The sequence below is a fragment of the Rouxiella silvae genome (genome assembly GCF_002093625.1).
In the GTDB taxonomy this organism is placed as follows: domain Bacteria; phylum Pseudomonadota; class Gammaproteobacteria; order Enterobacterales; family Enterobacteriaceae; genus Rouxiella; species Rouxiella silvae.
The window spans coordinates 14667-33855 of record NZ_MRWD01000049.1 but is presented as its reverse complement, the minus strand read 5'-3'; the positions used below and the strand labels follow the sequence as shown (position 1 = coordinate 33855).

The 19189-nt window shown below is 52.4% G+C and carries 21 protein-coding genes; 6 read left to right on the top strand and 15 right to left on the bottom strand.

The annotated features are described in order from the left end of the window. Nucleotides 1-67: 67 nt before the first annotated feature. Nucleotides 68-853, bottom strand: a complete 786-nt coding sequence (gene fdhD, locus BS639_RS18345; protein ID WP_233427707.1) for a formate dehydrogenase accessory sulfurtransferase FdhD — start codon at nucleotides 851-853, stop codon at nucleotides 68-70. Between the two features lie 220 nt (nucleotides 854-1073). Here fdhD and BS639_RS18340 point away from each other — a divergent pair, with 220 nt between their 5' ends. Further along, nucleotides 1074-1682 (top strand): glutathione S-transferase, encoded by a 609-nt coding sequence (locus BS639_RS18340; protein WP_084983960.1) that lies wholly within the window; start codon nucleotides 1074-1076, stop codon nucleotides 1680-1682. A 61-nt stretch (nucleotides 1683-1743) separates the two neighbouring features. Here the strand turns inward: BS639_RS18340 and BS639_RS18335 are convergent, their stop codons facing one another. Further along, nucleotides 1744-2979 carry an MFS transporter gene (locus BS639_RS18335; RefSeq protein ID WP_055775638.1) on the bottom strand — a complete coding sequence of 412 codons (1236 nt, stop codon included), beginning with the start codon at nucleotides 2977-2979 and terminating at the stop codon, nucleotides 1744-1746. A gap of 245 nt (nucleotides 2980-3224) precedes the next feature. On the opposite strand from BS639_RS18335, the gene BS639_RS18330 reads away from it, so the two are divergent. Further along, nucleotides 3225-4220 (top strand): acyltransferase, encoded by a 996-nt coding sequence (locus BS639_RS18330; protein ID WP_084983958.1) that lies wholly within the window; start codon nucleotides 3225-3227, stop codon nucleotides 4218-4220. Nucleotides 4221-4222: 2 nt separating this feature from the next. Here the strand turns inward: BS639_RS18330 and BS639_RS18325 are convergent, their stop codons facing one another. The 4 genes from BS639_RS18325 to BS639_RS18310 all read right to left on the bottom strand — a co-directional run bounded on the left by BS639_RS18325 (nucleotide 4223) and on the right by BS639_RS18310 (nucleotide 8728). After that, on the bottom strand, nucleotides 4223-5143 hold the full coding sequence (locus tag BS639_RS18325) for a GlxA family transcriptional regulator (protein WP_084983956.1): 921 nt from the start codon (nucleotides 5141-5143) through the stop codon (nucleotides 4223-4225). A gap of 1 nt (nucleotide 5144) precedes the next feature. Then, on the bottom strand, nucleotides 5145-6173 hold the full coding sequence (locus tag BS639_RS18320; RefSeq protein ID WP_055775646.1) for an isochorismatase family protein: 1029 nt from the start codon (nucleotides 6171-6173) through the stop codon (nucleotides 5145-5147). A 166-nt stretch (nucleotides 6174-6339) separates the two neighbouring features. Continuing rightward, nucleotides 6340-7371, bottom strand: coding sequence for an L-idonate 5-dehydrogenase (gene idnD / locus BS639_RS18315; protein ID WP_055775649.1), 1032 nt, complete (start codon nucleotides 7369-7371; stop codon nucleotides 6340-6342). 163 nt (nucleotides 7372-7534) lie between these two features. Further along, nucleotides 7535-8728, bottom strand: a complete 1194-nt coding sequence (locus BS639_RS18310; RefSeq protein WP_084983955.1) for a benzoate/H(+) symporter BenE family transporter — start codon at nucleotides 8726-8728, stop codon at nucleotides 7535-7537. Nucleotides 8729-8885: 157 nt separating this feature from the next. On the opposite strand from BS639_RS18310, the gene BS639_RS18305 reads away from it, so the two are divergent. Both BS639_RS18305 and BS639_RS18300 read left to right on the top strand, forming a co-directional pair. Further along, nucleotides 8886-9479, top strand: coding sequence for a helix-turn-helix domain-containing protein (locus tag BS639_RS18305; protein WP_055775655.1), 594 nt, complete (start codon nucleotides 8886-8888; stop codon nucleotides 9477-9479). Between the two features lie 70 nt (nucleotides 9480-9549). After that, the gene (locus BS639_RS18300) at nucleotides 9550-10002 is read left to right on the top strand and encodes a GNAT family N-acetyltransferase (RefSeq protein WP_084983953.1); all 453 of its coding nucleotides are present in this window, start codon (nucleotides 9550-9552) and stop codon (nucleotides 10000-10002) included. Here BS639_RS18300 and BS639_RS18295 read toward each other — a convergent pair. After that, a complete protein-coding gene (locus BS639_RS18295; RefSeq protein ID WP_055775661.1) occupies nucleotides 9999-10541 on the bottom strand; it encodes a hypothetical protein in 543 nt (180 codons plus the stop codon). The two genes, BS639_RS18300 and BS639_RS18295, sit on opposite strands and share 4 nt — an antisense overlap. A gap of 111 nt (nucleotides 10542-10652) precedes the next feature. Between BS639_RS18295 and yfcF the strand changes: the two genes are divergently transcribed. After that, nucleotides 10653-11282, top strand: a complete 630-nt coding sequence (yfcF, locus tag BS639_RS18290; protein ID WP_084983952.1) for a glutathione transferase — start codon at nucleotides 10653-10655, stop codon at nucleotides 11280-11282. A 40-nt stretch (nucleotides 11283-11322) separates the two neighbouring features. On the opposite strand, the gene BS639_RS18285 is transcribed toward yfcF, so the two are convergent. The 3 genes from BS639_RS18285 to bhsA all read right to left on the bottom strand — a co-directional run bounded on the left by BS639_RS18285 (nucleotide 11323) and on the right by bhsA (nucleotide 12888). After that, nucleotides 11323-11769 carry a GNAT family N-acetyltransferase gene (locus tag BS639_RS18285; RefSeq protein ID WP_084983950.1) on the bottom strand — a complete coding sequence of 149 codons (447 nt, stop codon included), beginning with the start codon at nucleotides 11767-11769 and terminating at the stop codon, nucleotides 11323-11325. 48 nt (nucleotides 11770-11817) lie between these two features. Continuing rightward, nucleotides 11818-12450, bottom strand: coding sequence for a LysE family translocator (locus BS639_RS18280; protein ID WP_084983948.1), 633 nt, complete (start codon nucleotides 12448-12450; stop codon nucleotides 11818-11820). A 180-nt stretch (nucleotides 12451-12630) separates the two neighbouring features. Further along, a complete protein-coding gene (gene bhsA / locus BS639_RS18275) occupies nucleotides 12631-12888 on the bottom strand; it encodes a multiple stress resistance protein BhsA (RefSeq protein WP_084983947.1) in 258 nt (85 codons plus the stop codon). 403 nt (nucleotides 12889-13291) lie between these two features. Here bhsA and BS639_RS18270 point away from each other — a divergent pair, with 403 nt between their 5' ends. Next, nucleotides 13292-13540 carry a GlsB/YeaQ/YmgE family stress response membrane protein gene (locus tag BS639_RS18270; protein ID WP_055775675.1) on the top strand — a complete coding sequence of 83 codons (249 nt, stop codon included), beginning with the start codon at nucleotides 13292-13294 and terminating at the stop codon, nucleotides 13538-13540. A 59-nt stretch (nucleotides 13541-13599) separates the two neighbouring features. Here the strand turns inward: BS639_RS18270 and urtE are convergent, their stop codons facing one another. The 5 genes from urtE to urtA all read right to left on the bottom strand — a co-directional run bounded on the left by urtE (nucleotide 13600) and on the right by urtA (nucleotide 19154). Then, entirely contained in the window at nucleotides 13600-14298 is a 699-nt protein-coding gene (gene urtE, locus BS639_RS18265) for an urea ABC transporter ATP-binding subunit UrtE (RefSeq protein ID WP_084983945.1), read from the bottom strand. A gap of 22 nt (nucleotides 14299-14320) precedes the next feature. After that, the gene (gene urtD / locus BS639_RS18260) at nucleotides 14321-15127 is read right to left on the bottom strand and encodes an urea ABC transporter ATP-binding protein UrtD (RefSeq protein ID WP_139804139.1); all 807 of its coding nucleotides are present in this window, start codon (nucleotides 15125-15127) and stop codon (nucleotides 14321-14323) included. Continuing rightward, nucleotides 15124-16200: an urea ABC transporter permease subunit UrtC gene (gene urtC, locus BS639_RS18255; RefSeq protein ID WP_084983943.1), complete on the bottom strand. Its 1077-nt coding sequence runs from the start codon at nucleotides 16198-16200 to the stop codon at nucleotides 15124-15126. The genes urtD and urtC overlap by 4 nt, the downstream gene beginning before the upstream one ends. After that, a complete protein-coding gene (gene urtB / locus BS639_RS18250) occupies nucleotides 16200-17804 on the bottom strand; it encodes an urea ABC transporter permease subunit UrtB (protein WP_084983969.1) in 1605 nt (534 codons plus the stop codon). Before urtB ends, urtC begins: the two co-directional genes overlap by 1 nt. A gap of 81 nt (nucleotides 17805-17885) precedes the next feature. Further along, complete coding sequence (gene urtA / locus BS639_RS18245) at nucleotides 17886-19154, bottom strand: urea ABC transporter substrate-binding protein (protein WP_055775684.1); 1269 nt, start codon at nucleotides 19152-19154, stop codon at nucleotides 17886-17888. Nucleotides 19155-19189: the final 35 nt, after the last annotated feature.

The window sequence follows — 19189 nt, the reverse complement described above, 5'->3', positions numbered from 1 at the left end:
TTGGTGATGAATCAGCCCTAAATTAACCATAAAGTTATTGCCATTGTGTGGCAGGGAAAGCTTTAATTTACTCAACTAATCGCTGAGGATGACTATAAACCGTGGCTCGTCCCATTTTACTGAAGCCCACCAGTGTTAAATTGCAGCGTTCGGCGACGTCAACGGCCAGTGAGGTCGCCGCCGAAACGGCGAACAGGATTTCGATGCCGCACATGGCGGTTTTTTGCACCATTTCATAGCTGGCACGACTGGAGACCAGCGCCGCACCGGCCTGCCAATGAGGTTGCCGTGCCTTGATGCCGAGCATTTTATCCAACGCCACGTGACGTCCTACGTCTTCACAGCCACCGAGTAACTCACCTTGCGTACTGATCCAGGCGGCGGCGTGAGTACAGCCAGTCAGTTGGCCAATAGGTTGCACCGAGTTCAACTGCGTCAGCGCACGGTCGAGATGATTGAGCGAAAAAGTCTGCGTAAAGGGCAGCGGAGCCAGCGGGCGGAACAAATCACCAAGCTGTTCTATGCCGCAAACGCCGCAGCCGGTTCTACCGGCCATCGCCCTGCGTCGTTCTTTTAAACCGGCAAAACGTCGGCTCGACAGCTCAATATTGACCTCAATACCGTTGCAGTTGGGCGCCGCGTCGAGGCCATAGATGTCGCTTACTGACTCGATAATACCCTCTGAGAGTGAAAAGCCCACCGCAAACGCCTCCAGGTCTTTCGGCGATGCCATCATAACAACGTGAGAAATTCCGTTATAAACCAAGGCTATTGGAACTTCTTCCGCCACCCAATCCGGCTGACTTTCGCCCAGGCGGCGGCGCTGAATCACTTGGCGCTGCTCGAGGCCAATCTGTTTTTCCTGCTCGGATAAAGGGGAATTAAGGGGGCTATTCAAGGCATTTTTCCGTTTACGTAATATTCAATTCTGACTGTTTACTAGCGTAGACCTAACCCTATTGAAATTGAATCTCAATCTGTGCCAATGGCTGGTAAAAGTTGTCCCGAGTGCTAATTTTAATGAGGGCGGACGGCTTTTTTCAGCTTTCCCGGACTTTAATAAGGAGGGTTTAATGAAGTTGATCGGCAGCTATACCAGTCCTTATGTGCGTAAAATTTCGGTGATGCTGATTGAGAAAGGTATTTCGTTTGAGTTCATCAACGACCCGCCGACCTCAGAGGGCAGTAAAGTCACGAGTTTTAATCCATTGGGAAAAGTGCCTGCGCTGGTTACCGACGAAGGCGAGGTGTTTTATGATTCACCAATTATCGTGCAATACGTTGAGTTAATGGGGGTTTCTCCGACGTTACTGCCGTGGGAGCCGCTGGATGCGCTGCGGGTGAAACAGGTAGAAGCGCTGGCCGACGGCGTGACAGATGCTGCCGTGGCACTGGTGTTGGAAAACCGGCGAGACGCGGTGCATAGAAACGAAGAGTGGATTATTCGCCAGCGAGGTAAGGTGCTGCGCGGTCTCGATCAATTAGAAATGTATGCCCGTGAGCGCAAATGGCTCAACGGTGAAAGCCTGAACGTCGCCGACATCAGCGTAGCCTGCACGTTGGGTTATCTTAACTTTAGGCGTATTGCGCCGGGGTGGTGCGTAGAGCGCCCGACACTAATAAAACTGGTAGAGCGACTTTTTCAGCGCGAAAGCTTCGCCCGAACTGCACCACCTCAATAGCTTTAGCCCCTTTCCCCACTTTTTAGTGGTGAAAGGGTGGGAGGGTGGAGCCATCGGCTCATTACGCCGCTGCACCTTCAACCGCAGGCTTACGATGGCGAATAAACACCGTGACCAGCGACAGCCAAAGCAGGCCGCTTATCAGATTAAACAGGTTAAACATCCCGCTTCCACCGCTGAGATAAGCCACCTTTGCCAGCTCGATGCCAAGGGTAAATACCAGCATGCTGATCATTCCCATCGCGGCCGAAACCGTGCCTTTACTCATGTCGCTTGAGAACAGCGTCAGGCGATATAAGCCGGCGTTGGCGATACCGATGCCAAAGGCATACAGGCTGAGACCTGCGGCCATCCACAGGTAGGCGTGTCCGGACAGGAAAGTCGCGACGGCGGCTACCAGCAGCCCTAACACCATCGGTGCTGCGCCAAGCTTAATCAGGCTTTCTACGCTGCGTTTACCGGTTAATTTTGCCAGCATCAGGTTACCGAGGATGAGTGCGCCAAATACCGGCACCTGCAACAGTCCGTAATCAAACGCTGAAAGGCCTTCACCGCTAATGAGTATCACCGGAGATTGTGCAATCCACGCCAGCAGTGGCAGGCTGGCAAAACCTATCGCCAGTGAACCACAGATAAACGGCCGGTTTTTCAGCACAATTTTGTAATCGTGAAGCAGGCTTTTTACTGAAAACTTCTCGCCAATGCGTGACGCCGTTTCCGGCATAGCTTTATTCAGGCCCCAAAAGGCAATGCTTGCCAGCAGCGCGAAAATCACAAACATCACCTGCCAAGGTGCAAATTGAATCATCGCCGCACCGGCCAAAGGGCCGAGCAGCGGGGCTGCCAGCGCCACGTTGGCCATCAGTGCGGTGATACGAATGCACACGGACTCTTCGAAAGACTCCTGTATGGTCGCGTAACCGACGGCGCCGATAAAGCACAGGCTGATCCCCTGAAAGAAGCGGATTGCCATAAATTGTTCTATTGTTTGGGCGAATAGAATAGCCAAACAGCTGACAACGAAAAATGCCACGCCGGCTAGCATCACTGGACGACGCCCACGGCGGTCTGACAGCGGGCCAAGCAGCCATTGCAGGAACATACCGCCAGCCAGATAGGCGGTCATTGAGGTTGGCACCCACTCTTCGCTGGCGTTAAAGTTGGCAACTACCGCCAACATGCCGGGTTGAATCATATCGTTAGCGATATAAGTTGCGAATTCAAACAGCACCAGACACAGAGGAAACAGAAGCGCCTGCCGACCCAAAAGGGACGCAGTATTCGGAGAATTATGCATAATCATTTCACATAAAAAGTGCTAATTTACTGATTATTAGCAAGAAAAAGAAACTATCCGGGCGGGTAACGCAAGCGGAGTCAGTAATAGCGCACATTCTGCCGATTTTATGAGCAAATGGCAACGATCTTTCTGTGGTTAAGCACATTATGAGAGTGATTGTTTAGCGGCATAGAAATTAAATAGTCGATTAAGCTGCCATAAGCAGCCATTAAATTAAAAAAAATTTGAGGAAAAAGGGCGAGATGAGCCAAAAAATAGGCTGGGTAGATAATCTGCGCGCCATCGCCTGTGTCATGGTGGTGATTATTCACGCCACCAGTTTTCAGGTGGTGAGTTTCAGCGCGATTGAAACCCCATCGTGGTGGATAGCCAATCTGCTCGATTCAGCCGCACGGCCATCTGTACCGCTATTTTTCATGATCTCCGGTTTTCTGTTCTGGGGAGAGAAAAGTGCACAAACCCGGCATTTTTTACGTATTGGTCTGTGCCTGGCGTTTTACAGCGTGGCGTCGTTACTTTACATCCTGATTATGACAAAAATAGGTTTTTGGCCGTCATTGCGCCATATTCTGCAAAAACCGGTGTTTTACCATCTTTGGTTTTTCTACGCCATTGGTTTGATTTATCTGCTTTCGCCGTTTATTCAGATTAAAAAATCTCCGCCGCAAAGCCTGCTGGTAGTGGCATTGGTTTTGGGAGTGTTAGCGAATCCGCAACTTCCTGCGCTGAACTGGCAAGGTTTTCATCTGCTGCCGGTTAATTTGTATATTAGCGGCGATGCTTTTTATTACCTGCTGTATGCGCTGTTTGGCCGCGCATTGGGGTCGTTGGAGATGGGCACGCGCTGGCACGGCTGGGCGGCCGCAGCGATATTTTTGGCCAGCAGCGTCATGATTGCAATGGGCACTCAGCACCAGTCTCTGATAAATCAAAACTTCGCAGAAACCTTTTACACCTACTGCGGGCCGCTGGTGTTTATCTCGGCTCTCTCACTGTTTTTATGGAGCAAGCAGGCGCTGGCGAGTTTCTCATCGCGCTTTTTAGCCCTGATTTCTCGACATTCTTTGGCAATTTATGGTTTTCATGCGCTGATCATCATTGCCCTGCGCGGCCGACATCTCGACTTCCCGCAATACCCGTTGCTGAACATCGCCTATCTGTTCACCTGCGGTCTGGGAGGTGGACTGTTGTTGGCGCTTGCGCTTAGCGGCGTTGACCGCCGACGCTGGGTGAGTTGAGTCTATTCCGGCTGCCAGCGCAGTAACGCTCTGCGCAACTGTCGGCCGGAAGAGAATCCGGCGGCGAGGGCGGCTTTCTCCTGACCTAATCCTTGCTGGATACGCTGTTTTGCTACCGCGAGGCGCAACTGCTCGTGATAGTCGCGCACACTGATGCCAAGGTGTTGGCGGAAGAGGCGTGTCAGGTGCCTGCCGCTGATGTGTGCTTTAGCGGCCACGTCGTCAACCTGCCAGTCTGATTCAGGGTCGGCAGAAATCACGTTTTGCGCGCGATGGACGGCAGGATGCAGATGATTACGATGCTGTAGCCACGGTGAAAGCTGAGGGTCTTCACCACCGCGCCGAAAATAGACCACCATTTCTCGCGCGACGTCCAGCGCCGCCTGCGGCCCAAGGTGTTGAGCAATTAAATACAGCGCCAAATCGATCCCCGCCGTAATGCCTGCGCTGGTTAAAATATGTCTGTCTTCCACAAAAATACGGTTGTCCTTCACCAGCGCGGCCGGCACTCGCGTACGCAGACGGGCGATAACGTCGTGGTGAGAGGTGCACTGATAGCCGTCGAGTAGCCCGGCCATTCCCGCCAGCAAACTGCCCGAGCAGATGCACACCAGTTGCAGGCGGCCCAGTTCAATAGACTCTTTTTGCGCGCTAAGCCATTCGCGGACCTCCTGCGCCGGTGGCGTATCAAACTGGGTTTGCGAATTGTTTACCCCAGGCACCACGACAATGCTGCCGTCGGGCAGTTGCCTGGGTAAAGGGGCAAGGCGGCTGACCACCAGTCCGGTCGTCAGCTCAACTTCAACCAGCGGGCTAATGTAATGCAGTCTGAACTGACCGCTCAGGCGCAGCGCCTCGGCCGGACCGGTAAGGTCCAGCGCAAGTGCGCCGGGCAGTGTCACAAAGAAAACATCGCGCTGCATATCACTCCAGATTGATAGTAAGGTGCTGTTTCATATAGGCTTCGATATCCGGTTTGGGCTGTAATAGGGTGGCGACAAACGCGTCGCGCTCGAAGGCCATCACCTGCATGTCCCAGACGCAGAAGGATTCAGTTAACGCCTCGCGCCACTCACCCTGATCGGTGACCCAGATTTTCATTCGCAGCTCGTTTTCATTGTCCCACCAACCGACGACCAGGTAGTCCATGGTTTTGCCGCGGTGCTCCAGCATCCAGCCTACGCCCGGTCGGTCGGCGGTGGTGGCCCGCGGTGGTAACCAACTGGCGACGCGAGAATAGGCGCGTTCGAAAATATCGGCCGGTGAAGTTGTCCCTGTAAACTCGATGCCGTAGCGCTTAAGCTGCCAGCCACTGAATTTCCAGGCGCTGAGTGGCTCAATTTTGCGTGCCAGATACGGTTTTGGCAGCCATGCTTTCGACGGGGCCGGTTCCTGCGGTTGTGCCGCAAGACTGTCCAATTTAGCCAGTGCGCCGTCAACGTCGGTAACAGTGGCGAAGCGTTCTGCCAACACGAGCTCAGTGCGAAGTTTTATCTCCTCGGCGCTGAGCGTTTGTCCTGAGGAATGGGTCATCGGAAACGTTAGCGTAGCCTCGGTGACGAAGGTGACGTCAAAGCCAAGGTCCGAGGCTACGCGGGTGGTGGTTTCACAGCACTGTTCGGTACGCATCCCGCTGATAATCAGATGGTTAATGTTACGCTCGCGCAGCCAAAGGTCGAGGCCTGATTCGGTTAGCGCATTGTGAACATGCTTATAGATGCGCACCTGCGGCTCGTGGCTCAGAAACGACATTGGGGTAACCAGGCCTGACTCGAGCGCAAATACCCCCTGACTGACGTGAAAAATATCGATCAGCGGCACGTTGCGGCTTTGGCAGCCGTCGATCAGTCGCGATATTGCCCTTTTGAAATCTGGGAAATGATCGTCCTGCCAGAAATCTTTTTGTTCAAAAGAACGCTGTACGTCAATTATCAATAATGCGCTATGAGACATTTTCAGACCTCCTCTATTTAATATACCGCCATATTGCGCGCTGTATAGCGAGAGAAGAAGGCCAAAAACGGACATGATGATGACAGAGGGGGACGACCTTGAGACGGTGAGCGGCGGCCGGATAAATCGGCCGCCGAGTATTCACAATATTGCGGCAGGAAACGGCTTAAAACACCAACTGCACCTTCGAGGCTTTAGACTTGTCCATCGCAAAATTCAGCGCGTCGGTTAAATCGGTTTGCGGGTATTCGGCCGACAGCAGTGGCATCGGGTCAATGACCTGATTGCCCAGCCATTCTACGGCGGTCACAAACTCTTCGGTAAAGCGGAAACTGCCGACCCATTTAATCTCTTTGGCTATCAGCATCATCATCGGGAAGTCAGGGATCGCACCCCCCATGCCGACCTGCACCAGCGTGCCCTTGGCGCGGGTAACTTCCAGGCAGCGACGGATAGAGGAGTGATGACCGGAGGCGTCGAAGGAGACGTCAAAATAGCCTTTTTGTTCCAGATAAGGCGCAAAATCGCCGTTGGCAGCGTGCAGCGTTTTGGTCGCACCCATTGCTTCAACAATTTGCAGGCACCGCTCGCTGAGGTCAGTACAGACAACCTCGGCCGCACCCTTGGCTTTAGCGGCAGCGGCAATCAGGCTGCCAATGGGACCGACGCCGGACACGAACACGGTTTTGCCTTTCACATCACCCGCCTGATTGACCGCGTGGATTGCGACCGCCAGCGGTTCTGCGAACACCATCAGGCGGTCGCTAACGGCGTTATCAAATGGGATGCACTGCGCGCTATCAACAATTTTGTACTGGGTAAAGGCGCCGTTGATATGTGGAAAATACATCGCGCTGCCGAAGAATTTCATGGTGGTGCACTGGTTTTCTTCGCCCGCCAGGCAATATTTGCAGGTATGACAAGGCTTGCTTGGGTTAAGCGCCACCTTTTGACCTGGCTTCAACGCGGCGTTGTCGGACTTCTCGACTACGCCAACCACTTCATGCCCCAGCACCATTGCTTCGCGAACTTTGAAATCGCCTACGGCGCCGTGCTCATAATAGTGCAGGTCTGAACCGCAGATACCGCCACGGGTGACTTTCACCAGCGTGCCCTGACCCTGATAGTCCACCTGCTGGTCTACCACGGCAACGTCTTTTTTCCCGGTCACTACGCAAGATTTGGTTTCAAGTTTCATTTCGTTTTTGCTCTTTGTCTGGCGATTTATTCCGTCAGTAAAGAGGCTTTAGCGGCATGAAAATGTGATCTGCGTCACTAATAGGCGTGTTACTGAATCTTGTTACCCATAACATGAAGGGCCTCAACATTTTGAGACCCAGATTACGTTTTAAGACCGGTGATTACTGATTATTTTCCTGAGTTTTGGCCCTAAAACTGAGAATGCAGTGGGTGATTATGCCGCCAATCAGTCCCCAAAACGCAGAGCCGACACCAAAAAGCTGAATACCCGAGGCGGTGATGAGAAAGGTGACCATCGCAGCGTCGCGCTGTTTTTCATCGCTCAGCGCCCGATGCAGACTTCCGGAAAGAGTGGCTAACAGCGCCAGTCCGGCAAGAGTATGAATAAGCGCCGGAGGTAATGCGGTAAACAGCGTGCCTATTGAGCCACCAAGCACGCCGGCCACTAGGTAAAACACGCCCGCGGCCACGGCGGCGGTGTAGCGTTTTTTGGGGTCTGGATGAACGTCTTTGCCCATACAAATAGCCGCAGTGATTGCCGCAATACCGATGGCATACACCCCAAACGGGGCCAGAATCATGGTGACCAGCGCAGTTGAGGCAATCAGCGGCGACACGGCAACCTTATAACCCGAAGCATTTAGCGTTGCGATACCTGGGGCGTTTTGCGACGCCATCGTTACCACGAAGAACGGCACGCCAATACCAATCAGCGTCGGCCATGAGAAGTGCGGAGGGGTAAATTCTGGCACGGAAAAGTGCAAATTCTGCCCGTGAAAGGCAATGCTCCCCTGCAATGACGCGATGATTAACCCAATGATAAGTGAAAGAATGACCGTGTAGCGGGGAACAAAGCGCCGCGCCAGTAGGTATACCAGACACATACTGCCCGCCAGCGAAAAATTGCTTTGAAAAGAGGTAAACGCGTCCAGCCCAAAGCGCAGTAAAATACCGCAAAGCATCGCCGCTGACAGCGCCTGCGGAATATAGCGCATCAGTCTGGCAAAAAGTCCGGTTATGCCCGACAGCACAATCAGCCCATTAGCGAAGATGAATATTCCGATAGCGTCATTAATCGAAATGCCAGGCAGGCTGGTGACCAACAGCGCCGCACCCGGCGTCGACCAAGCGGTGAGGATCGGCGTTCGGTAATAAAGTGATAATCCAATCGTGGTTATCCCCATGCCGAAACCGAGCATGGTAAACCAACTGCCCACTTGCTCCAGGCTGGCTCCCGCCGCCTGATAAGCTTGAAAAACAATGGCAGCGGCGCTGGTGTATCCCACCAAGACCGCGACAAAACCGGCGATAATCGCTGAAAATGACCAATCTTGTCGGCTATTCATGGATAACATGGCGTAGACCTTTTGTGTTTATCGCACTTTTCTTGGCAGCGTTGCGCCGATGGCGTATGCTTGTTTGTGCGCTATAGCGCACGCTTGTGATTGAGAGTATCACCGTGCGTTATAACGTACAATACCAGCGATGAGGCTGAGTTATCGGGAGTAAAGCATGCAGGAACTAACGCGTCACGTCGGCGAGCAACTTAAGCAGATAAGAGCGCAGCGGGGCTGGAGCCTGACTCAGGCGGCACAGGCGACGGGGGTCAGCAAGGCGATGCTTGGGCAAATTGAGCGCGGAGAATCCAGCCCTACAGTCGCGACACTGTGGAAAATTGCCAGCGGCTTTACCGTTTCATTCTCCCAGTTTTTGCAGGCGCCGCCGGTGGTTGGCCAGACTCTGCAGCCCTATACCCCGTCGGCGGCGTTTGACAGTAAAAGCTCGGGAATGAGCGTGGTGTCATTTTTCCCCTACGATGCCGAATTAAGAATGGACATGTTTGTGGTCGAGCTTAAGGCCGCGGGTTACAGTGAGTCTTCCGCACATGCTGTGGGCGTGATAGAGCATGTTATTGTTATTGAAGGTGAACTTGAGTTAACCGTTAACGGTGAAGTTCATATTTTAGGCCCTGGCGAGGGTTTACGCTTTCGGGCGGACTGCAAACATGTTTATCGAAACAATCTTCATAAAAACAGTCTTCACAACAGCAGTGTGGCAAGCGTGAAGTTTCACGATATTATCCATTATCCCCCCGAAGTTTCGTAAACACTATTGACTTAATATTCGATTTAAATGAATTTAAATTCACTATTTATCTATCATTAAGGATATCAAAATGAGCGAATCAAAAAAGCCGGTTATTCGTCCGTTAACGTCTGTAGACCAAGAACAATGGGCAGGATTATGGCGCGAATATCTTGGCTTCTACCAAAGCGAAGTCGGGGAGGACGTCTTTGCCCAAACGTTTGAAAAACTCTCACAGGAAAACTATGAGGCAATGTTCGGCTTCGTCGCCGAAATTGAGGGTCAGCTAGTGGGCATTGTGAACTGTATTAATCACGATCACGGCTGGAAACTTGAGCAAGTTGTGTATCTGCAAGATTTATACGTTTCAGCCAGTGCACGAAAGTTAGGGGTCGGCCAGGCGCTGATTGAGGCGGTTTACGACTATGCCGATCAACATAAAAAGGCCAACGTCTATTGGATGACGCGCACTTCAAACGAGACGGCGAGAAGCCTCTACGACCGCATAGGCATGCAGACAGACTTTATTAAATATCAGCGTTAATTACTGGTTTTTATCGGCGAAATATAGCAGGTGCTCAGTTCACTCACTTCGTCTTCCTGCTGGCTTATCTCATAGCCTTTATCGTTAAGAATCAGTGCACTATAAGGCACACTGTTAACCTGTTTTATCACTGATTCCTGATAGCTTTTGAGGATATTGCCTTTCGCCGCTGCCTGATTGGGTTGGTCCAGGCCGGTGACCTGAATAAAGGTGTCCTTAAACTCGTTGGTAAACGACTCTTTATTCAGCCTGCTCACAATCAGCGCATGAATATTCACTGTAACGTCATTGCCGAGAAGGTAAATCAGCACCGTTTGATAAACCAGCACATCTTTTGATTTCTGCACCAAAAATCCGTTCTCGATAACCTTCATCGCCTGCTCATTGGGATAAATAATATCGCTCAGGCACAGCGTCCGGTCGCCAATCTGCATCTTGTTAAATTTTTCTTTAATTTCTTTTGCCGACGCGGCACAAGCCGAGGCGCTAATAAACAGTGCGGGAAGCAGCACCAGCAATGACAGAGTAAATTTTTTCATCACGCCTCCTGAGGTAAATATTCAATCGACTCATAGTCATTGCTCACAGATTACGCTATGTTTCAACGTTCAGAACAGGGAATAAACGAGAATTCGTTTAGAGGAGGCATAATGAGTGAACCCACGTTAACGCTGTATTCCGATGCTAATTATTATAGTCCGTATGTGATGTCTGCATTTGTGGCATTGACGGAAAAGGGCATTCCTTTCGATATTGAAACCGTTGATTTGGCGCTGGCGGAAAATCTCAAAGACCATTACTCGGCAATATCCACCACTCGCCGCGTGCCTACGCTGTCAAACGGCAGTTTTCAGCTTTCCGAATCCTCGGCGATTGACGAGTATATTGAAGAACTTTTTCCTGCGCCGACCTTTGCCGCTATTTATCCGTCAAACCCAGAAGATCGCGCCAAGGCCCGAGAGATTCAGGCATGGTTGCGCAGTGATTTAATGCCGATTCGTGAAGAACGCTCAACCGAAATTGTGTTTGGCGGCCAGCATCGTCCCCCGCTTACGCCTGCCGGAGAAGCGGCGGCGGCGAAACTTTTCGATGCTGCCGAGCGGCTGCTGGGCGATCGCAATAATTTGTTCGGTGAATGGTGTATTGCTGATACCGATCTGGCGTTAATGCTTAATCGTCTGTATCTCAACGGCGATAAATTGCCTGAAAAGCTGGCCGAATACGTTGAGCGCCAGTGGCAGCGCGATTCAGTGAAAGAGTGGCTGGCCTTGTCTAGGTGATGGAAAATGGTAGCCCGAGTAGAACGGGCTACCTGCGTGATCAACCCAGTCTTTTGGTCAAAAAGTAGCGCTCATGCGAGGCTTCATTCCCCTCGGGGGCGCGGATATCATCGATAAAATCTTCCAGCGTCATTCTGCACTCATAGCCAAGGCGCTCGTAAAAAGGGCGTGCCTGAAAGCTGAAGGTATCGACCAGCGCATGGCGACAGCCGCGGGCAACAGCTTCTTCTTCTGCCTGGCGAATCAGTGATGTGCCAGAGTCCTGACCGCGCAGCGACTCATCCACCCAAAGAAACTTAATCATCAGATAGTTACCGACTGTTTCGGCAATCAATCCAGCGGTTTTATTGCCCGCATCGTCTTCAATAAAAACGCCCAGCTCTTTAAAGGAGTTCTGCGGAATAAAGTGTTTGTTATAGTCGCGCAGGCCATCTTTAACGGCTTCAATATCGTCGTGAGTCAGGGTTGCGGTAATACGAGTTTTCATGCTCAATCCCTTGTTTATAATAAAATAATTTTCTAAAAAATAAATCTTTTAGCGTTTGCTGGTCGCCAGACGTACGGCAAAGGCGACAAACACCAGTCCGGTCAGGCGGTCCATCGTGCGCACCACCGCCGGACGTTTTAACCAGCGTGAAAGCGGGCGGGTAGCGGCAATCATAGTCGATGACCACAGGGTGCCAATGAGTACGTGGATCATCGCCAAGCCAAAAGTGTAGGCCGCCACGGGATAACCGGCAGGAACAAACTGTGGCAGAAAGGTGACGTAAAATACGCCTACTTTTGGATTCAAAATGTTTCCTAACATGCCTTTAATAAACCAGTTGCTGCCTTTTCTGTGCGAGGAATTGGCCACCGTCGTCTCGGCGGCCATCTGGCTGCGCGGCTTGATCAACATTTGCAGTCCAAGCCAGCACAGATAGACTGCACCCACCCATTTCAGCACGTCAAATGCCAGTTCGGAGGCGGTGAGTAACGCACCCAGTCCCAGTGCCACCACGGCACCCCATACCATGCATCCTGCATTTACCCCCATCGCCGCTTGAAATGCTTTTTTGCTGCCTTCGCTGGTTGCGGTTCGTAAAACCAGCGCGGTATCAAGACCGGGGGTCAGGGTCAGCAGGGTAATGGCAAAAGTGAACGACATAAGGGAGTCGATGAGGGTCATGGCCTGTTCCTTTTTTGGAAAGAAATAGGATATAAATCCGCAGCGCTGTTGGCAACAATTGTCATTTTTAATTCTTAAGATACAAAGTCAAAAGGCCTGTGAAATCACCTTTGGCAGGGAGTTCACAGGCCTTTCTAGAGGGTAAAGCGTAGATATTGAAGCGTGACCTAAGGGTATAACTTATTTGTAGAGTACCGCGCTGGCGCTCATCAGGTTGTTACCTGTCACGGAAGTGATGCGGTAAGAAGAAGCACCGGCTTCTTTAGCCTGATTAGCCAGATTGTTTTCCAGCGAGTCCAACGTAGTGGCGCCATTGGCGGTAACAACGCCGATTTTCTGCTCACCGGCAACAGGTTGAGAAACTGCCTGCGCAGCGAAGGTAGCGAAAGAGGCCATTGAAAGGGTCGCAGCTATTGCAAAATATTTGATGCTTTTCATGATGTCATTCCTAATCAGTTGAGTGTTTTGAAAGGGGGGTTGCCTTTCGATGTAGCTATAATAGGCGTGTGGCTCAGTGATTAAAAACGGATTGATTTGAGAAACTCATTCAAAAAATTTGTTCAATATTTACGCGCTTTTACTTTTCACCGTGCAGATATTTACAACAGCAGAAGGCGGTTTACGTTTGCCTGTTAAATTATACAAAAGTTATGCTTGTGGCTGATTTTGAGCGATTTTGTAGAATTCTGCTACGCTATAAGCGAGTACCAGAAAAAAGGTCTGTAGCGCTGCGTAACAGGCTCGATGGTAATTAAGGGACTTGTTGGAAGGGATTTCTATTTTCGTTTAGTCTCATTGGCTGAACATATTTACGATAACAAACGTATTAGGAGACGTCAAAATGGGTATTTTATCCTGGATTATTTTTGGTCTGATTGCAGGTATTCTGGCTAAGTGGATCATGCCGGGTAAAGACGGTGGCGGCTTTATCCTGACCGTGGTTCTGGGGATTATCGGTGCAGTTGTGGGGGGTTACATCAGTACCTTCTTCGGCTTTGGTCGCGTAGACGGATTTAACTTCGGCAGCTTTGTTGTCGCAGTAATTGGTGCGATTGTCGTGCTGTTCATCTACCGCAAAATCCGCTCGTAGTAGACTGATAAGAATTGAACAAGCCGCGCAATGTCGCGGCTTTTTTTTTATCAGGTATTTTAAATCGCCACCAACCCTCTCACACCCTCTGCCTCCATCTCGCTGCCAGGGCCACGTTTGATAATGTTGCCACGTGACATCACCAGGTAGCTGTCGGCCAGCTCGGCGGCAAAATCATAAAACTGTTCAACCAGTAAAATTGCCATATCGCCACGTGCCGCAAGCTGGCGGATAACTGCGCCGATTTCTTTAATCACCGAGGGTTGAATACCTTCGGTGGGTTCGTCGAGGATTAGCAGGCTGGGCTTGCAGGCCAACGCGCGGCCAATTGCCAACTGCTGCTGCTGTCCGCCGGAAAGGTCACCGCCGCGACGATGCTTCATTTCCAGCAGCACCGGAAATAAATGATAAATTTCATCCGGCACCGCCTTTGACTGGCTGCCCGAAAAGCGAGACAGCCCCATCAGAAGATTTTCCTCCACCGTGAGACGCGGAAAAATTTCGCGGCCCTGCGGGACATAGGCAATGCCTGACTGCACCCGCTGGTGTGGCCTACGTCCATTAATGACCGCGCCGTTCCAGCAAATCGTGCCAGACTTGGCGGGTATAAGACCCATCAGACACTTTAGCAAGGTGGTTTTTCCTACACCATTGCGGCCCAACAGGCAGGTTACTTCGCCAATTTTTGCCTCAAAAGACAGGCCGCGTAAAATATGGCTGCCACCGTAAAATTGATTAAGTTCATTAACTTGCAACATAACACTCTCCCTGCGGCGCAGCTTAGCGACCGAGATAAACTTCAATAACCTGCTCATTGGCCTGCACTTCTTGCAGCGATCCCTCGGCCAAAACTTGCCCCTGATGCAACACCGTCACGCGATCGGCAATCGTCTCGACAAAGCCCATGTCGTGCTCAACCACCATCAAAGAGTGCTTACCGGCCAATGACTTGAACAGTTCGGCAGTGTATTCGGTTTCTGCATCGGTCATGCCCGCAGCCGGTTCGTCGAGCAGCAGCAGATGCGGTTCCTGAACCAGCAACATGCCGATTTCCAGAAACTGTTTTTGGCCGTGCGACAGCATGCCCGCCGTACGATGGCGTTCACCCTGCAAGCGCAGCGTCACCAGCATTTCGTCAATTCTGTCGCGCTGCTCGCTGTTCATTTTGGCGCGCAGGCAGGCCCAGACTGACTTGTTGGTTTTCTGCGCGATCTCAAGATTTTCAAATACAGTAAGGGCTTCAAACACGGTAGGTTTTTGAAATTTTCGGCCAATGCCAGACTGCGCAATACGCACCGAATCCAGACGAGTGAGGTCAATGTTTTGGTCGTAAATTACCTGCCCCGACTTTGGCCGCGTTTTGCCGGTTATTACGTCCATCAGCGTGGTTTTTCCTGCGCCGTTGGGGCCAATCACGCAGCGCAGCTCACCGACACCGATGCGCAGCGACAGGTCGGTCAGCGCCTTAAAACCGTCAAAGCTGACGTTAATTTTATCCAGCGATAAAATGGGATCAGTCTGTTCGCGGTGTTTGTCGGCGAGCTGAGGCTGAGTGAACAGGTCGCCGGTGGTGGTCATTGAATTCATTGCGCTTTCCTTTTCCGCAGCAGGCCAATCACCCCTTCAGGCAGGAACAGAGTGACGACAATAAACATGCCGCCGAGAATAAACTGCCAATATTCTGGGATAGCGACGGTGAACCAGCTTTTAGCGCCGTTAACGATGCCTGCACCCAAAATGGGGCCAATCAGCGTGCCGCGACCGCCAAGCGCCACCCAAATTGCCGCCTCAATGGAGTTGGTCGGTGACATTTCGCTGGGGTTAATAATGCCGACCTGCGGAACGTAAAGTGCACCGGCTAGGCCACAAATCATCGCCGAAATGGTCCAGACAAACAGCTTGAAACCCTTCGGATCATAACCGCAGAAGATCAGTCGGTTTTCTGCATCGCGCACCGCCGTCAGTACGCGGCCGTATTTGCTGCGTGCCAGCGCAAAGCCTAGCGCCAGACTGGCGGCCAGCAGCAGTACGGTAGTCATAAACAGCCCAACCCGCGTGGTGGTGGCGGTGACCTGAAAGCCGAGCAGGGTGGTGAAGCCGGTAAAACCGTTGTTGCCGCCGAAGCCGGTTTCATTGCGGAAAAACAGCAACATACCGGCGTAGGTTAGCGCCTGGGTCATAATCGAAAAATAGACCCCTTTGATTTTTGAGCGAAAAGCGAAATAACCGAAAATAAAGGCCAGCGCGCCGGGCACCAGTACAATCAGGCACAGCGCCCAGGCGAAATGCTGAGTGCCGACCCAAAACCACGGCAGCTCGGTCCATGAAAGAAACGACATAAAATCGGGCAGATTATTTCCCGATGCCTGGCGCATCAGATACATGCCCATTGCATACCCGCCGAGTGCAAAAAACAGGCCGTGTCCGAGTGAAAGCAAACCGGCATAGCCCCAAACCAGATCTAACGCGATCGCCACGATCGCATAACAAAGGATCTTGCCGACCAGCGTCAGGGTATAGGTTGAAATTGCCAGCGGATTACTCTGCGGCAGCAGCGCGAGAAAAGGCATCACCAGCAGCGCCACAAACACCACAACGCCGAGTGTCATCGCCAGACGCGGCGCCTTTTGTACGCCTGTTAGGGTTAAAGGTTGTGTCATCAGTCAATCACCCTGCCTTTGAAGGCGAACAGTCCCTGTGGACGTTTCTGAATGAACAGGATGATCAGCGCCAGTATCAGGATTTTACCCAATACGGCACCGATTTCCGGCTCAAGAATTTTGTTCATAATGCCCAGTCCGAAGGCGGCAACCACAGTCCCTGCCAGCTGGCCTACGCCGCCGAGCACCACCACCAGGAAAGAGTCGATGATATAACCCTGTCCCAGCTCCGGTCCGACGTTGCCAAGCTGCGACAACGCTACGCCGCCGAGTCCCGCAATGCCTGAACCCAAACCAAACGCCAGCATGTCGACACGCCCGGTTGGCACACCGCAGCAGGCGGCCATTGCACGATTTTGGGTGACGGCGCGCACGTTCATGCCGAGACGGGTTTTATTGAGCAGTAGCCAGGTTAATGCCAACACCAGCAGCACAAAAATGATCACCGCGATGCGGTTATACGGCAGCACCAGGTTTGGCAGCAGCTGAATACCGCCGGAGAGCCAGTTCGGGTTGGCGACCTCAACGTTTTGTGCGCCAAAAATCACCCTCACGCCCTGAATCAAAATCAGGCTAATACCCCAGGTGGCCAGCAGCGTTTCGAGCGGCCGCCCGTAAAGATGGCGGATCACTGAACGCTCAAGCAGCATGCCAATACCGGCGGTGATAAAGAACGCCGCCGGCAGCGCGACCAGCGGATAAATCGCCAGCAGGCTGGGTGCATAATGCTGAAATAGCGACTGCACCAGATAAGTCGAATAGGAGCCGATCATCAGCATCTCGCCGTGCGCCATGTTGATAACACCCAGCAGACCGTAGGTGATCGCCAGACCCAGCGCCGCCAGCAGCAGAATGGAGCCCAGTGAAAGACCGGTAAAAGCCTGACCGAGCCAGTCGCCTATCATCAGGCGATGCTGCACCGCCTTCAGGCTGGCAAGCGCGGCAGTGCGCACGGTGGCATCGGTTTCAATTTTTGGATCAGTCAACGGCTGCAAATGGCCCTGTGTGTCAGGATCGGCTGACTCTCCCAGCAGTTCTACGGCGCGCAGGCGTACCTGAGGATTCGGATCGGCAAGCTGTAAATTGGCTAACGCGATGCTTAATGCGGCGTGTACTACGCTGTCTTGCTCCAGCGCCAGACGCTGAGTCAGCAATGGCAGTTGGTCGGCCTGAGCTTCGCGTTGCAGGGATTTGGCAGCCTGTAAACGCACGCTACTGTCTTTGCTGACCAGACGATGGGTGGAGAGCGCATTGGCAATAAGATTACGCAGGCGATTGTTTAGCCAAACCTTTTTGACTTCACCCTGCGGGGCGGCGCTGCCTTCGAGCGGGGTCAGAGTCTCGCCTTGTTTGATAAACGCGTGGTGCGCCTCATCAATCACGACATTTTCCTGCTTGAGTGCTTCGAGCAGCGGCAAACGCTCGGGCTGCGGGTCGGTTGCCCACTGCTGAAGCAGCGTCGCCTGGTCTGAACGGCTGGCCGCGGCAAAATCATCAGCAGGACCGGCCTTGGCCAACAGCGGAAGACAGCAAAGCAGGAAAGTGAGAGTTTGCAAACTTAAGCCGAAGCGCGGTCGCAAACGGGGGAAGCGCAAGAGTTTCATCATAGTCATCATCGCTTTTAAACATCACTGATACGCTAGCTGTCCGCCACAGTGCAGGCTGTGGCGGACAGTCAGGTTATACTACTGAGTGGTTTTAACCGGATAGTCAGGCTTCTTGTCGTTGCCAGCGATATAAGGGCTCCACGGCTGAGCACGAATCGGTTTGTCGGTCTGCCACACTACGTTGAACTGACCATTGGACTGGATTTCACCAATCATCACCGGTTTGTGCAGGTGATGGTTGGTCGCGTCCATGGTCAGTGTATAACCGTCCGGTGCTTTGAAGGTCTGACCGGCCATGGCGGCACGAACTTTATCGACATCAGTGGTGCCCGCTTTCTCAACCGCCTGCGCCCACATATGAATGCCGACGTAGGTGGCTTCCATCGGGTCATTGGTGACGGCAGAATCGGCATTCGGCAGGTGGTGCGCCTTGGCGTAGGCTTTCCACTGGGCAACAAAGGCTTTGTTGGTTGGGTTATCCAGCGACTGGAAGTAGTTCCATGCCGCCAAATCGCCGACCAGTGGCTTAGTATCAATACCGCGCAGCTCTTCTTCACCGACCGAGAACGCCACCACCGGCACATCGGTCGCTTTCACGCCCTGATTGGCCAACTCTTTATAGAACGGCACGTTAGAGTCACCGTTAATCGTTGAAATAACGGCCGTTTTACCCCCGGCAGAGAATTTCTTGATATTGGAAACGATGGTCTGGTAATCGCTGTATCCAAACGGCGTATAGACTTCTTCGATGTCTTTATCCTGAACACCTTTGGCGTGCAGGAAGGCGCGCAGAATTTTGTTGGTGGTGCGTGGATAGACATAGTCGGTACCCAGCAGGAAGAAGCGCTTGGCACTGCCGCCGTCTTCGCTCATCAGGTATTCCACCGCCGGGATCGCCTGCTGGTTTGGCGCGGCACCGGTGTAAAATACGTTAGGCGACATCTCTTCACCCTCGTACTGCACTGGATAGAACAGCAGGCCGTTTAGCTCTTCAAACACCGGCAGCACGGATTTACGCGACACCGACGTCCAGCAGCCGAAGACTACGGCCACCTTGTCCTGCGTCAGCAGCTGGCGGGCTTTTTCTGCAAACAGCGGCCAGTTTGACGCAGGGTCAACCACCACCGGTTCCAGCTTTTTACCCAGCACGCCACCGTGCGCATTGATATCGTCAATGGTCATCAGCGCGACGTCTTTTAACGGCGTCTCAGAGATAGCCATCGTGCCGGAAAGGGAGTGCATAATACCGACCTTGATGGTGTCGGCGGCCTGCGCACTGAATGCCAGACCCATACTGACCACGGTTGCCGAGAGGGCAAAGGCTTTAATAAAGCGACGACGTTGCATAAGTACTCCTGTTCTGTGTGAAATGTCGAAAAGCG

What these genes read in the sequence shown, in the direction of transcription:
- BS639_RS18340 (WP_084983960.1), top strand. Translation starts at nt 1,074, where the DNA reads ATGAAGTTGATCGGCAGCTATACCAGTCCTTATGTGCGTAAAATTTCG.
- BS639_RS18335 (WP_055775638.1), bottom strand. Translation starts at nt 2,979, where the DNA reads ATGCATAATTCTCCGAATACTGCGTCCCTTTTGGGTCGGCAGGCGCTT.
- BS639_RS18330 (WP_084983958.1), top strand. Translation starts at nt 3,225, where the DNA reads ATGAGCCAAAAAATAGGCTGGGTAGATAATCTGCGCGCCATCGCCTGT.
- BS639_RS18325 (WP_084983956.1), bottom strand. Translation starts at nt 5,143, where the DNA reads ATGCAGCGCGATGTTTTCTTTGTGACACTGCCCGGCGCACTTGCGCTG.
- BS639_RS18320 (WP_055775646.1), bottom strand. Translation starts at nt 6,173, where the DNA reads ATGTCTCATAGCGCATTATTGATAATTGACGTACAGCGTTCTTTTGAA.
- idnD (WP_055775649.1), bottom strand. Translation starts at nt 7,371, where the DNA reads ATGAAACTTGAAACCAAATCTTGCGTAGTGACCGGGAAAAAAGACGTT.
- BS639_RS18310 (WP_084983955.1), bottom strand. Translation starts at nt 8,728, where the DNA reads ATGTTATCCATGAATAGCCGACAAGATTGGTCATTTTCAGCGATTATC.
- BS639_RS18305 (WP_055775655.1), top strand. Translation starts at nt 8,886, where the DNA reads ATGCAGGAACTAACGCGTCACGTCGGCGAGCAACTTAAGCAGATAAGA.
- BS639_RS18300 (WP_084983953.1), top strand. Translation starts at nt 9,550, where the DNA reads ATGAGCGAATCAAAAAAGCCGGTTATTCGTCCGTTAACGTCTGTAGAC.
- BS639_RS18295 (WP_055775661.1), bottom strand. Translation starts at nt 10,541, where the DNA reads ATGAAAAAATTTACTCTGTCATTGCTGGTGCTGCTTCCCGCACTGTTT.
- yfcF (WP_084983952.1), top strand. Translation starts at nt 10,653, where the DNA reads ATGAGTGAACCCACGTTAACGCTGTATTCCGATGCTAATTATTATAGT.
- BS639_RS18285 (WP_084983950.1), bottom strand. Translation starts at nt 11,769, where the DNA reads ATGAAAACTCGTATTACCGCAACCCTGACTCACGACGATATTGAAGCC.
- BS639_RS18280 (WP_084983948.1), bottom strand. Translation starts at nt 12,450, where the DNA reads ATGACCCTCATCGACTCCCTTATGTCGTTCACTTTTGCCATTACCCTG.
- bhsA (WP_084983947.1), bottom strand. Translation starts at nt 12,888, where the DNA reads ATGAAAAGCATCAAATATTTTGCAATAGCTGCGACCCTTTCAATGGCC.
- BS639_RS18270 (WP_055775675.1), top strand. Translation starts at nt 13,292, where the DNA reads ATGGGTATTTTATCCTGGATTATTTTTGGTCTGATTGCAGGTATTCTG.
- urtE (WP_084983945.1), bottom strand. Translation starts at nt 14,298, where the DNA reads ATGTTGCAAGTTAATGAACTTAATCAATTTTACGGTGGCAGCCATATT.
- urtD (WP_139804139.1), bottom strand. Translation starts at nt 15,127, where the DNA reads ATGAATTCAATGACCACCACCGGCGACCTGTTCACTCAGCCTCAGCTC.
- urtC (WP_084983943.1), bottom strand. Translation starts at nt 16,200, where the DNA reads ATGACACAACCTTTAACCCTAACAGGCGTACAAAAGGCGCCGCGTCTG.
- urtB (WP_084983969.1), bottom strand. Translation starts at nt 17,804, where the DNA reads ATGAAACTCTTGCGCTTCCCCCGTTTGCGACCGCGCTTCGGCTTAAGT.
- urtA (WP_055775684.1), bottom strand. Translation starts at nt 19,154, where the DNA reads ATGCAACGTCGTCGCTTTATTAAAGCCTTTGCCCTCTCGGCAACCGTG.